General features: G+C 70.3%; 12 protein-coding genes. 3 read left to right on the top strand and 9 right to left on the bottom strand.

The genetic code is table 11. The annotated features are described in order from the left end of the window. The first annotated feature begins 42 nt into the window (after positions 1–42). Positions 43–552 carry a type VII secretion system-associated protein gene (locus DMP23_RS10245; RefSeq protein ID WP_337820911.1) on the top strand — a complete coding sequence of 170 codons (510 nt, stop codon included), beginning with the start codon at positions 43–45 and terminating at the stop codon, positions 550–552. Positions 553–634: 82 nt separating this feature from the next. Here the strand turns inward: DMP23_RS10245 and DMP23_RS10240 are convergent, their stop codons facing one another. After that, positions 635–1,645, bottom strand: coding sequence for a helix-turn-helix domain-containing protein (locus DMP23_RS10240; RefSeq protein ID WP_037812648.1), 1,011 nt, complete (start codon positions 1,643–1,645; stop codon positions 635–637). Positions 1,646–1,813: 168 nt separating this feature from the next. Between DMP23_RS10240 and DMP23_RS10235 the strand changes: the two genes are divergently transcribed. Beyond that, the gene (locus tag DMP23_RS10235) at positions 1,814–3,706 is read left to right on the top strand and encodes a putative Ig domain-containing protein (protein ID WP_134730637.1); all 1,893 of its coding nucleotides are present in this window, start codon (positions 1,814–1,816) and stop codon (positions 3,704–3,706) included. Between the two features lie 279 nt (positions 3,707–3,985). Here the strand turns inward: DMP23_RS10235 and DMP23_RS10230 are convergent, their stop codons facing one another. The 4 genes from DMP23_RS10230 to DMP23_RS10215 are packed head-to-tail and all read right to left on the bottom strand — an operon-like array spanning position 3,986 to position 7,496. Beyond that, positions 3,986–4,909, bottom strand: coding sequence for a ribokinase (locus DMP23_RS10230; RefSeq protein ID WP_337820910.1), 924 nt, complete (start codon positions 4,907–4,909; stop codon positions 3,986–3,988). Beyond that, positions 4,906–5,940 (bottom strand): phosphotriesterase family protein, encoded by a 1,035-nt coding sequence (locus DMP23_RS10225; RefSeq protein WP_134730641.1) that lies wholly within the window; start codon positions 5,938–5,940, stop codon positions 4,906–4,908. The genes DMP23_RS10230 and DMP23_RS10225 overlap by 4 nt, the downstream gene beginning before the upstream one ends. After that, entirely contained in the window at positions 5,933–6,925 is a 993-nt protein-coding gene (locus tag DMP23_RS10220; protein ID WP_337820909.1) for a DMT family transporter, read from the bottom strand. The genes DMP23_RS10225 and DMP23_RS10220 overlap by 8 nt, the downstream gene beginning before the upstream one ends. A gap of 31 nt (positions 6,926–6,956) precedes the next feature. Continuing rightward, entirely contained in the window at positions 6,957–7,496 is a 540-nt protein-coding gene (locus DMP23_RS10215) for a glutamine amidotransferase (RefSeq protein WP_337820908.1), read from the bottom strand. On the opposite strand from DMP23_RS10215, the gene DMP23_RS10210 reads away from it, so the two are divergent. Continuing rightward, on the top strand, positions 7,455–7,997 hold the full coding sequence (locus DMP23_RS10210; RefSeq protein WP_337820907.1) for a peptidase dimerization domain-containing protein: 543 nt from the start codon (positions 7,455–7,457) through the stop codon (positions 7,995–7,997). The two genes, DMP23_RS10215 and DMP23_RS10210, sit on opposite strands and share 42 nt — an antisense overlap. 266 nt (positions 7,998–8,263) lie before the next feature. On the opposite strand, the gene DMP23_RS10205 is transcribed toward DMP23_RS10210, so the two are convergent. From DMP23_RS10205 to DMP23_RS10190, 4 genes are read right to left on the bottom strand one after another with little or no spacing between them, the layout of a single operon-like run. Next, positions 8,264–8,953 (bottom strand): GntR family transcriptional regulator, encoded by a 690-nt coding sequence (locus DMP23_RS10205; protein ID WP_337820906.1) that lies wholly within the window; start codon positions 8,951–8,953, stop codon positions 8,264–8,266. Between the two features lie 25 nt (positions 8,954–8,978). Further along, positions 8,979–9,443: a ribose-5-phosphate isomerase gene (locus tag DMP23_RS10200; RefSeq protein WP_037812664.1), complete on the bottom strand. Its 465-nt coding sequence runs from the start codon at positions 9,441–9,443 to the stop codon at positions 8,979–8,981. Next, positions 9,440–11,122, bottom strand: a complete 1,683-nt coding sequence (locus DMP23_RS10195; RefSeq protein WP_337820905.1) for a dihydroxyacetone kinase family protein — start codon at positions 11,120–11,122, stop codon at positions 9,440–9,442. The genes DMP23_RS10200 and DMP23_RS10195 overlap by 4 nt, the downstream gene beginning before the upstream one ends. A gap of 27 nt (positions 11,123–11,149) precedes the next feature. Beyond that, entirely contained in the window at positions 11,150–11,923 is a 774-nt protein-coding gene (locus DMP23_RS10190) for an SDR family NAD(P)-dependent oxidoreductase (protein ID WP_337820904.1), read from the bottom strand. Between the last annotated feature and the right edge of the window lie 11 nt (positions 11,924–11,934).

The raw sequence follows: 11,934 nt of genomic DNA, 5'->3' as shown, positions 1-11,934 counted from the left end.
GCCCGCCCGGTAGATTCATCGGACGCGAAGGAGGCGCCAGCGATGTCCGAGGACCAGTGGGTGCTGCTGGTCGACCCAGCGTGGACGGCCGACGGCAGCGAGGCCCCGACCCCGCCGCCGGAGGCCGTGGTCGGCGGCTGGCTCGCGCGCGAAGACGGGTCCGTCAGCCGCTTCGAGCCCAACCCGTCCTACGAACCGTCGGCGGAAGACTCCCCGACCGACCCGCTGGACGCCGTGCTCCGCCTGACCGCGCGCGGCGAGGCGGACTTCGACCAACTCGCCACCGTCTTCCGCGAATCGGCCTTCGCGGTCGCTGTGGACACCGATGAGTCTCCGCTCGTCGCGCCGTCGCCGGACAACATCCCTTGCCTGCTCGTCACGACCGCCCCGGCACACCGTCGCCGAGTGCGCGCCGCTGGTTGGCGTCCGGCTGGTCCTGTCGATCTGCTCCGTTTGCTGAACGACTACGACGGGGTTGACCTGCTTCTCAATCCTGGGGCGCCGGGGTGCCTTCGGCTGCTGGCTGACAGCGTGCGGGAGATCATGAGCTGACCGGCGGGTCGGTGCTCAGCGGACAGATCGCTCCGGGCTGGCGGCAGGCGGGGCGTGCACCGGACGCATGCCACCCCCCAGCTCACAACGGCACCGACCGCACCGGCGAAGCGCCTGGCTGGCTGTCCACCGAAAGCCAGTCGTTCCGCGTCGCGTGCAGAGCGAGCTGGAACCGGTTCGCCGCGCCCGTGCGAGCCATCAGGTTTTCCAGGTACCGGAACATCGTCCGCCTGCTCACGCCGAGCACCCGGGCGACCTGGTCGTCGGTGAGGCCGGCGGCGAGCAATGCCAGCAGCCGTCGTTCGCTGGGGCGGATCTCCGGGCCGGAGGTGTCGTCGGCGAGGCCTAGCGGCAGCGCGACTTGCCAGCACATGTCGAACAAGCCGGCCAGTGCGTCGAACAGGCCGCACGAGCGGATGAGCAGCACAGTGCGGTCCGCGCCGGACAGGGCTGCGCAGTCGTCGACGATCAGCAGTTTCACCGGGACCTCGGGCAGCACCCGGGCCTCCTCCCCGCGTTTGCCGCAGGGCAGGATGTTTTCCTCGACGTACTCGGGGCGTTCCAGCGCGAGCCGCCCGTAGACGGCGCGGTAGCGGACGCCGCGGGCCAGGTTCTCGAGTTCGATCTCGTTGGCGTCCGCGTCGGCGTAGTACGGCGGCGAGTCCAGGCCGCGGACCTCCTTCCGCGCCGCTCGTTCCAGTTGCTGCACCCGTTCGGCGGCAGTGGTTCCGCTGACTACCTCGATCATCGAGTCGGCGTCATAACGGACCGCATGTCTTCGGTATTGCTCGTACAGCCGGGTCATCGCCGCGCGGGCTCCGGCCAGCTCGGCCTCGCGTTGCCTGCTCAGCACTTCCAGCACCGGTTCCGGGCGCAGCGCGGACATCGGCGAGCCGGGGCCGTCGACCGGGCCGGCCAGTCCGATTCCGGCGAGCACCGTCAGCACGCGGCGCACTTCGCCGGGGTCGCGGCCGGTCTCGTGCGCTAGCCGATCAGGCGGAACCGGTCCCGACGAAAGTAGGTCGAGATAGATTTCTGCTTCGTCCGCTTTGAGCCCGAGCGTCAGGAGATGGCCGATTGCTTCGGGAACCATTCGGAGGCACCTCCACCGGGCTTGCCGACACCATTGCGCCACTGGCACCAGCGCGTCACCGCCAGGGCTGAACGAACTGTAGACAACGGGGCACCGAATGGCCCGACGCCGTTCGCAGGAAATTCCCTGGGAGGGATCGTGTCCCGTTCAGCCCGAAGAATCCTTGCCATGGCCGGTTTCGCGGCCTTGGCCTTGACCGCCCCGGCCCTGCCCGCCGTGGCCGCGCCCGCCGCGGCGCATCCGACCGCCCGCGTCTGCGCCGAGAAGGCGAAGCCCGGCATGGTCACGTGTTTCGCCGAACGCCAGACCGACACCATGCGCGCGCTGCTCTCCCCCGGCGCGCTGCCCAGCGGGTTCGGCCCCGCGGACCTGCGCTCCGCCTACAACCTCACCGCCGCCGGCAGCGCCTCGGCGACGGTGGCGATCGTCGACTCCAACGACGACCCGAACGCTGAATCGGACCTCGCGAGCTACCGCTCCACCTACGGGCTCCCGCCCTGCACCACCGCGAACGGCTGTTTCAAGAAAGTCAACGAAAACGGGCAAACCAGTCCGCTTCCGTCCGCCGATTCGGGCTGGGCGGGCGAAATCTCGCTCGACGTCGACATGGTTTCGGCGATCTGCCCGAATTGCCACATTCTGCTCGTCGAAGCGAACCAGCCGAGCATGGCCGATCTCGGCACCGCGGTGAACACCGCCGTGTCGATGGGCGCGAAGTACGTCTCGAACAGCTACGGCGGCGGCGAGGACGGCTCCGAACCCTCCTCCGACTCGAGCTACTTCCACCACCCCGGCGTCGCGATCACCGCGAGCACCGGCGACAACGGCTACGGCATCAGCTACCCGGCCTCGTCGCAGTACGTGACCGCGGTCGGCGGCACCTCGCTGACCCGCAACAGCAGCGCCCGCGGCTGGGGCGAAACCGCGTGGAGCGGCGCGGGCAGCGGCTGCTCGGGCTACGTGACCAAGCCCGCCTTCCAGAACGTGACGACCGCTTGCAGCAAGCGCGCGGTCGCCGACGTCTCGGCGGTGGCCGACCCGCAGACCGGCGTCGCGGTGTACCAGACCTACGGCGGCAGCGGCTGGGCCGTGTACGGCGGCACCAGCGCCTCCGCCCCGATCATCGCTTCGGTCTACGCCCTCGCCGGCACGCCCGGCGCGTCCGACACCCCCGCCGCCTACCCGTACTCGCACACCGGCAACCTCAACGACGTGACCTCCGGCAGCAACGGCAGCTGCTCGTCCTCGGTGCAGTGCAAGGCCGGCCCGGGCTGGGACGGCCCGACCGGTCTCGGCACCCCGAACGGCACCGCGGCCTTCACCGCGGGCACCCCGAGCGGCGGCGTCACGGCGAACAACCCCGGCAGCCAGAACGGCGTCGTCGGCACCGCGGCGAAGCTGCAGCTCTCCGCGTCCGGCGGCAGCGGCGGCTACACCTGGACGGCGACCGGCCTGCCCGCCGGACTGTCGATCAGCTCCGGCGGCCTGATCTCCGGCACGCCGACCACCGCGGGCACGTACTCGGTGACCGCGACCGCCAAGGACTCCTCCGGCGCCACCGGCTCCACCACGTTCAGCTGGACGATCGCCCCGACCGGCGGCGGCACCTGCTCCGGCCAGAAGCTGGGCAACCCCGGCTTCGAGAACGGCACCAGCCCGTGGACCGCGTCCAGCGGAGTCGTCAGCACGTCGTCCAACGGCGAGCCCCCGCACAGCGGCAGCTACCTCGCCTACCTCGACGGCTACGGCAGCGCGCACACCGACACGGTCTCCCAGTCGGTGACCATCCCCTCGGGCTGCCACGCGACGCTGAGCTACTACCTGCACGTCGACACCGCCGAGACGACCACCTCGACGGCGTACGACAAGCTCACCGTCAAGGCTGGGTCGACCACGCTCGCCACCTACTCGAACCTGAACCAGGCGAACGGATACCAGCTGCGCACCGTTGACATGTCGGCGTACGCCGGCCAGACGGTGACGCTCACCTTCACCGGCACCGAAGACTCGAGCCTGCAGACGTCCTTCTGCCTCGACGACACGGCGCTGACCGTGAGCTGACTCTGTACCGACGGAAGGGCCGTCCCGTACGCGGGGCGGCCTTTCCTTGGTGGGCAAGGAACTTTCACCTCGCGCGGGTGCGGAATGCCTCAGCCGGGCTCGGCGGCAGGCGGATCCAGCAGGACGCCGCCCGGTCACTCGCCGAGCACCGCGCGGCCCTCGGCGCCCATCGGCGACCGGTTCAGCACACTGTCGCCGTCGATCATTGCCACGCCGTTGCCGTAGAACAAATCCGAGGCCACTCACCGGCGGCCGCTTCCCGGCCAGGAAGCCGCGGCGTCACACCTCGACCACCTCCGCCAGAGTCGGCAGCGAGGGATGCGCCCCGTGCCGCGTCACCACGACCGCGGCTACTTTCGCTGCGAAACCACAGGCCGCCACCACATCCGCGGTCGTCGGCTCACCGGAGATCTCCGCGAGCCGGGCAGCAAGCGCCCCGACAAACGAATCCCCCGCGGCCGTGGTGTCGACCGCCCGGACCGCAACGGCAGGGACATGCGCGGACGACGAGGCGTCGAGCACCGCGCACCCCTCCGCCCCCAGCGTCACGATCACCCATCGGCAGCCCGCCGCGAACAGGTCAGCGCTGCCGCGTTGCAACCCGTTGCTGTCGAAGGGATCTTGGCCGGTGAGCTGCCGGAACTCGATTTCGTTCGCCACCACCACATCGCTGAACGGCAGCAGCTTCCCGGCCACGTCGGCGGCGGGCGCGGTGTTGAGTACCGTCAGCACCCCGCGTGCGCGAGCAGCCGCGAACGCGCGTTCCGTCGCGTCGGGCACCGCCTCCAACTGGCCTACTGCGACTCGAAGACCTGACATCGCGTCGATCGCCGCTTCGGCTGTCGTTGCGGGGATGTCGGCGTTCGCCCCGGCCACGACAACGATCGAGTTGACGCCCTCCGCGTCGACGGTGATCGCTGCTCGGCCGGTGGGCAGCGGCGACCTTCGCACATGGGTGACGTCCGCGCCCTCGGCGACGAGGGCTTTCAGGTACTCGTCGCCGTCCTCGTCCTGGCCGACGCATCCGATCACCGCGACGTCCGCGCCGAGCCGGGCGGCGGCGACGGCTTGGTTGCCGCCTTTTCCGCCCAGTTCCCGGCTCGCCGAGAATCCCATGAGGGTCTCCCCTGGTTCGGGTATCCGCGGTGCTTGGACGATGTGGTCGACGTTGAGCGACGCGACGACCGCTACGACGGCGCTCATGCGGTCAGCCATCGCACCGGGACATCCCGCATCAGCCGGGCGACCGCGTCGGCCGGGACGCCTTCGGCTTCGAGCAGATCGGCGAAAACAGTCGGCACGAAGACCAGCCCGTTCCCGCCGTTGTGCGTCCACATCTGCTTGAGGAACAGGTCGTGCGACAACATGATCTGCTCCCCGAAGCCCTCGTGCACCCATCGCGCTACGGCGTGCGCGGTCTGGGAAACCGTCGGGGCCACGCCTTCGCCGGGGAACGAAATGTCGAGGCCGATCATGTCGAACTCCAGCAGCACGCCGCGTTCGAGCAACTCGCGCTGGTAGCCGGGATCGTCGCCGGACGGATCGCTGTGCGCCAGCGCGACTTTGCCCGGCAGCGCACCGCATTCGTCCAGCACCAGGTCGAGCACCTCGTGCCCGCGGCGTTGCCAGCCCGGCATGTGGATGTTGAGCCCGACGTTCGGTCGGGCCGCCTGCGCGAGCGCCGCGGCGCGCAGCGAAGCCCGTTCCCCGTCGGTGAACAGCGGCGAGACGCCGACCTCGCCGATGACGCCGGCCCGGATTCCCGTTTCGCCGACGCCCTCGTCCAGTTCCGAGAGAATGCGCGCGGTCTGCGCTTCGACGGCGACCGCGGTGATGCGCTCGCCCTCGAATTTCTCCAGGTACGCACCGGTGCCCATGATGACGGTGACCCCGGTGGCCTCGGCCACCGCCGCCAGCGCTCGCGGGTCGCGGCCGATCGCCGCGCTGCCGGTCGCGTCGACCACCGTGCCGCCGCCTGCCGCGGCAAACGCGGCCAGCTCGCGCACGACACTCGCGTGGTCCTTCACCGCCACGTTGTCGGCGCAGCAGTAGGGATCCTGGCGAAGCAGGAACTGCCAGCTAGGCCCCACTTCCGCTTCGACGAGCCGCCGAGTGGAGGCGTAGGAGGGTTCGGCGACGGCGGAGGACAGGTCGTTGAAGAGGTGCTCGTGCGGCAGCACCAGCCCGAGGTCCGCCGCCTCGACCGCACCGAGGACGCCGCGCACCTCAGCCACGATGCACCTCGGCGGGCTGGGCGAGGACCGCCGGGGCCGTGTGCCGGGACGGAATCATCGCGATCGCCGCGGCCGCCAGTGCCACGAGCGCGCCGAGGACGGTGACCAGGTGCAGGCTGGACCCCGCCGCGGGAGCGACGACCTCGAGCAGCAGCGACCCGATGAGCTGGCCGGCCGTGGAGGCCAGCCCCAGCAGCAGCAGGCCCAATCCGCGCACCAGCAAGGCCATCAGCGCGATCGACAACAGGCCGAGCGGCCCGCCGAAGTACATCCACCACGTGCCCGGCAACGCGAAGTGCGCGCCCGAAGCCGCCATCCGCACGACGTACACGAGGCCGAGCGCCACGAAGCCGATGAGGAAGTTCCAGGTGATGGAGATGAACATCGAGCCGGACAGCAAGCCGATCTCGGAGTTGCCCGCGGGCTGCCAGCCGGCGAGCAGGCCGCCGACGAACGGCATGATCGCCAGCGCGATCATGTGCGGGGCCGACCAGTTCGGGGACACGACCAGCACCGTGGCGCAGATGGCGAGGATCGCCCCGGCGATGCGCGGCGCGCTCATCGCCTGCTTGAACGGGACGCCGATGCCGAGCCGGTCGCACACCACGCCGGAGATGACCATGCCGGAGATCAGCGAGGTCTGGAAGATCGCCACGCCGAGGAAGCCCACCGTCACGCCTTCGGAGAGCACGATCACCGCGCCGCACAGGCCCGCGAAGAAGTTCCACCGCGGGATCTCGCCGCGTACGAGCTGACCCGGCAGCCGGAAGAACGCGGCGCGCGTCCGGGCCCGCGCCAGCACGATGACCAGCATCAGCACCAGGCCGGTGCCGAAGGACACCAGCGCGGCGGCGTGCCCGTCGCCGAGTTCGGTGCCGAGATGTCCGTTGACCAGCGACTGCAACGGGCCGAGCATGCCGGCGAAGACGGTCGCGATGGTCAGCACGACGACCGAGGTCGCGCGGCGGGTGGGTGACGTACTCATCGAATCCTCCTTGATCCCGAGTGCGCGCGGCTCAGCTGTCGCGTCCGGCGAGCCAGGTCAGCGCCTGGGCGAAGAGCTTGCGGTAGCCGTCCCAGCTCATGAACTCCTCCGGAGCCCAGTGCGGGGAGATGTCCGAGGTGAACGCGAGGGTGCGGCCCTCGCCGAACCGCCGCGCGGCCAGCATGACGTCGTCCTCGACGGTGGCGAGCAGTTCGGCGTCCGGCTTCAGCGTGGTGTGCTGGTAGCCCAGCAGGATCGGCCATTCCTGGTCGAGGCCCGCGACCACCGGGTGGCCGGACTGCACGACCTGGGCGCGGACGCCCTCCGGGGTCTCGACGCGGTCGTCGAACGGGTCGATGTCGACCGGGAGGATCTCCTCGATCGGCGTCCGGTGGTAGTTGGCCTTGCCCTCGAAGCCCTGGAAGCTCAGGTAGCCGCCCGCCATCATCAGGCCGCCGCCGCCCCGGACCCACTCGCGCAGCAGCTTGAGCCGGTTGGGCGTCGGGCGGCCGCGGGTGAACGTGTCCGGGTGCAGCAGCAGCGTGTTGGAGCCGACGTCGGAGAGCAGCACGACGTCGTAGGCCCCGAGTTCCTCCAGCGTCTGCTCGCCGAGCGGGCCCTAGGTGCGCTCGACTCGTTTCCGCTGTCCACTGAGGACTATCTCGGCAAGGAGACCGTCAACGTCGGCACCTTCGAGGGCGGAACCGCGACGAATATCGTTCCCGCTGCGGCAGTTCTGACGCTGGACGTGCGCACCGTAGACGGAGGAGCGCCCGCGATCGCCTGGGCGTCTTCGCTCGATCCGGCAATCAGTACCGAGGTGGATCTCGACCTGCCCGCCGTCCGGACCCCACGCCTGCCGGACGCGCTCTCCGACCAAGTCACCGCTCCAGCCGCCACCTACTTCACCGACGCCTCAGCATTGGCCGGATCGGTGGCCGGAGCCCCGATCGTGATCTGGGGACCAGGAGACCCACGCGAAATGCACGCAGCGAACGAAAAACTGGAACTGAAATCCTGGCAAGAGGCGTCGCGCAACTATCAAGAACTGGTACTTTCCGCCGCACGGTGACCCCACAGTCCAATATGGACTGAGACCCCGCCGCTCGACCCCCCAACCCAATACGCCCCCGCACCGATGCACCCAACGAGCGAGGCACCCACACCACCCCCGCACCCCGATACGAAGCTCTCCTGCGGTCTGGGGTGGCTTGTCAAGGCATCTTTCCCGCCTTGACAAGCCACCCCAGACCGTCAGCACAATCAAGCTTCGGGGTGCCCCACGCAACCCCCACGGCAATGTCGCCGCCAGGCGACGAGCCGAACACGAACAGCCGACTACCCAAGATCAATACGAGGCCGAGTCCGCACAGTCCCGAACAACAACGCCTGCCCAGTAGCCGCCATAAGATCCGAAATCACCTGCTGAGTCTTGACCGGATCCCCGGACTCAATAGCGGTGACGATCTCCAAATGCCGCCCAGCACTCATATTCGACAGCGCCCGCTCAAGCCCCCGATACATGATGCACATCCGAATCGCCCCCTCGAGCAGCTTCCAAGACCGCACCAGCGCGTCATTGTCCGTAAGCTCCACAAGCAGCTCATGGAACGCCAGATCAGCCTCGATCTGCGCCTCCAGCGACACCCGCTCCGCACGAGCCATCGCATCGACCGCTTTCCGCAGCTTGGCGCAGTGCTCCTCCCGGTAGTAACTCGAGGCCAGCGTCTCCCCCGCGAGCGCCTCCAGCGCGGCGCGCACGGTGAAGGTGTTGATGATGTCCTTCTCGTTGATCGAGCGCACGGTGACGCGACCCCGCTCGCCGTACGAGACCAGGCCTTCCTGCTGCAGTTCGCGCAGTGCCTCGCGCAGGGTGCCCCGGCTGATCCCGAGCTGCTCGGACACCTGGACCTCGCCGAGGTGGCTGCCGGGCGGGAACTGGCCGGTGGTGATCGCCTCGCGCAGCGTGTCGACCGCCATCTGGCGCAGGTTGCGGCCGGGTTGGCTGGCCGAAGCCGGACGGCTCACCGCACGCCTCCTCTCTGACTCGGCGTCAGCACCGTTCGTAGTCGTCGAGCAACTGTACCTTCGCCGCGCTCGGCGACCGGTCGTCGAAGGCGTACCCGAGCCATTCGCGCACGAGCCGGCGGGCGAGTTCGAGACCGATCACGCGCTGGCCCAGCGCGAGCACCTGGCAGTTGTTGGACAGCACCGAGCGTTCCGCGGAGAACGAATCGTGCGCGGTGGCCGCGCGGATCCCGGGCACCTTGTTCGCCGAGAGCGCCATGCCGATCCCGGTCCCGCACACCAGCACGGCGCGGTCGACCGTGCCCGCTCGGATCGCCTCCCCCGCGGCGAGCCCGATCTCCGGGTACGGCCGGTGTTCGTCCTCGGCGCCGCGGTGCACGCCGAGGTCGAGCACCTCTGACACCCGCGGATCCGCGCGCAGGTCGCGGGCGAGTTGTTCTTTGTAGTCCAGGCCGGCGTCGTCGCAGCCGACCGCGATCCGGTAGGTCATCGGATTCCTTCCGCGAGAGTGCGCACGATCAGTGCGAGGGAAACGGCACCGGCGTCCGGGGTGCCGACACTGCGTTCGGCCAGCGGGCGCGCCCGGCCTTTCTTCGGGGTCAGCGCGGCGGTGTCCCGCGCCGCGGTTTCCGCGACCGCGGCCGCTTCCGCCCACGGCTTCCCCACCACCAGCGCGGTACGGAACGGTTCGAGCGCGTCGACCATCGTCTTGTCGCCCGGTTCGGCGCCGCCGAGTCGCACGACCCGGTCGGCGAACGCGTCGACCACGACCCGGACGTCGACGACCCCCGATTCCGCACCGATGGCTTCCCCTGCCGCACGCAACCCGGCACCCCACAGGACACCGGACGTGCCGCCGGCCCGAGCGGCCCACTCGTCCCCGGCGGCCGCGAGACAATCGCCCGCGCCCGCCCCGTCGTGCCAGGCGGACTCGGCACCCGCGAGAGCAGCGTCGATGCCGCGGACCATGCCGCGTCCGTGGTCGCCGTCCCCCGCGACGGCATCGATGGCGCCTAGCTCGGTTTCGGCTCCGTGCAAGGCTTTTCGGACCGCGCGCAGGCCGTTCAGCACCGCTTCGGCAAGCTTTCGCGACTCAGGCGAGGCAGCGGCGTAACGCGGCGCAGCAGGTTCGGCCACGACCTCGGCTGCCGGGGCGGCGGCCGGTTCGTGCCGGGTTTCGCCGCGACGGAAGGCGGGCGTGGCGGCAGGCGCGCGCCACCAGCGTTCCAGTTCCTCGTCCAGCCAGGTCACGGTGAGCGAAACGCCTGCCATGTCGAGGCTGGTGACCAGCTCGCCGACCTCCGGGAGCACCGGCGTGTGACCGGATTCCCGCAGCAGCGCGGCGATCCGCGTCCACAGCACGAACAGTTCCTCGTGCTTGACCGAACCGAGGCCGTTGAGCACCACCGCGACGCGATCGCCCGCACCGCCGGGCTTCTCGGCGAGGATCCGGCCGACGAAGTCCTCGGCCAGGACGGCGGCGGACGGGAGCGGGAGGTCGCGCAACCCGGGTTCGCCGTGGATGCCGAGGCCCAGCCCCATCTGCCCGTCCGGGACGGTGAACAGCGGGGTGTCCGAGCCGGGGAACGTGCAGCCGGAGAACGCGCTGCCGATCGTGCGAGTCGCCGCGTTGGCCTTGCGCCCGGCGCGCACGACCGCGTCGAGATCCAGGCCTTCTTCGGCGGCCGCGCCAAGGATTTTGAAGACCACGAAGTCGCCGGCGATGCCGCGCCGCTGCTCCGCTTGTTGCGGCGGGGCGCTGGCGATGTCGTCGGTGACCACGACGTGTTCCGCGCGGATCCCGCGTGCCCGCAGCGATTCCGCGGCGAGACCGAAGTTGAGCACGTCGCCCGCGTAGTTGCCGTAGCTGAACACCACTCCGGCGCCGGAATCCGCGGCTGCCGCCACCGAACAGGCGTCCTGCGCGGACGGCGAGGTGAAGAGGTTGCCGCTCACCGCGCCGTCGGCGAAACCCGGCCCGATCACGCCGTAGAACGCCGGGTAGTGCCCGGATCCGCCGCCCGGCAGCACCGCGACTTTCGGCCGGGCGGGCCGGTCCGCGCGCACCGCGCCGCCGGGCACCCGCCGCACCGCGCCTGCGTGCAGATCGCAGAACCCGGCGAGCGCGTCCTCGGCGAACGCCGCCGGATCGTCGTAGAGGTAGGTCATCGCGTGTGCTCCGTCCTCAAGGGAGGGTCAGTGGAGGAACGAGCCGCCGTTGACGTCGATCGTGGTGCCCTGCAGGTAGCCCGCGTCGTCGGTGGCGAGCCAGGCGATCACCCCGGCGACGTCGTCCGCGGTGGCCTGCCGGCCGAGCGGGACGCTGCGGGTGATCGCGGCTTCCAGTTCGGCGGTGGTCGATTCGGCGCGGATGTCGGTCTCGACCGCCCCGGGCGCGACCGCGTTCACCGTCACCCCGGCGTCGCCCAGTTCCCGCGCCAGCGCCTTGGTGAAGCCGAGGATCGCGGCTTTCGCCGTGCTGTACGGGGTCCGGCCGAACACGCCGCCGCCCTGCTGCGCCGACACCGAGGACATGTTCACGATCCGTCCCCAGCCCGCCTCGATCAGGTCGGGCAGGAACGCCTTCGTGACCAGGTAAGTGCCGGTCGCGTTGACCGCCAGCACTTTGTTCCACAGGTCGAGCGTCGTCTCCAGGAACGGCACCGGAGAGGTGATGCCCGCGATGTTGACGACCGCGCCGACGCCGGGCAGGCGGCCAGCGTCGACCTCGGCCCGCACGGCCGCGTACGCGGCGAGCACGGACGCTTCGTCGGCGACGTCGACGCCGTGCGAGAAGGCGGTCGCACCGGTCGCCGCGAGTTCGCCGGCCACTTCCTTCGCGGCGGGCTCGTCGAGGTCGAGCACGACGACCGCCCAGCCGTCCCTGGCGAAGCGGGCGGCGGTGGCGCGGCCGATTCCGCGGGGCGCGCCGGCTCCGGTGATCACGGCGGTGCGACGGGTTCCGGTCATGTCCGTTGTCT

Origin of the sequence: Amycolatopsis sp. A1MSW2902 (assembly GCF_017312175.1) — a bacterium.
Lineage (GTDB): Bacteria > Actinomycetota > Actinomycetes > Mycobacteriales > Pseudonocardiaceae > Amycolatopsis > Amycolatopsis nivea.
Note: the sequence above shows the minus strand (reverse complement) of the source record. Positions and strands in the feature narration are given on the sequence as shown.

What these genes read in the sequence shown, in the direction of transcription:
- DMP23_RS10245 (WP_337820911.1), top strand. Translation starts at nt 43, where the DNA reads ATGTCCGAGGACCAGTGGGTGCTGCTGGTCGACCCAGCGTGGACGGCC.
- DMP23_RS10195 (WP_337820905.1), bottom strand. Translation starts at nt 11,122, where the DNA reads ATGACCTACCTCTACGACGATCCGGCGGCGTTCGCCGAGGACGCGCTC.
- DMP23_RS10240 (WP_037812648.1), bottom strand. Translation starts at nt 1,645, where the DNA reads ATGGTTCCCGAAGCAATCGGCCATCTCCTGACGCTCGGGCTCAAAGCG.
- DMP23_RS10235 (WP_134730637.1), top strand. Translation starts at nt 1,814, where the DNA reads ATGGCCGGTTTCGCGGCCTTGGCCTTGACCGCCCCGGCCCTGCCCGCC.
- DMP23_RS10200 (WP_037812664.1), bottom strand. Translation starts at nt 9,443, where the DNA reads ATGACCTACCGGATCGCGGTCGGCTGCGACGACGCCGGCCTGGACTAC.
- DMP23_RS10220 (WP_337820909.1), bottom strand. Translation starts at nt 6,925, where the DNA reads ATGAGTACGTCACCCACCCGCCGCGCGACCTCGGTCGTCGTGCTGACC.
- DMP23_RS10230 (WP_337820910.1), bottom strand. Translation starts at nt 4,909, where the DNA reads ATGAGCGCCGTCGTAGCGGTCGTCGCGTCGCTCAACGTCGACCACATC.
- DMP23_RS10190 (WP_337820904.1), bottom strand. Translation starts at nt 11,923, where the DNA reads ATGACCGGAACCCGTCGCACCGCCGTGATCACCGGAGCCGGCGCGCCC.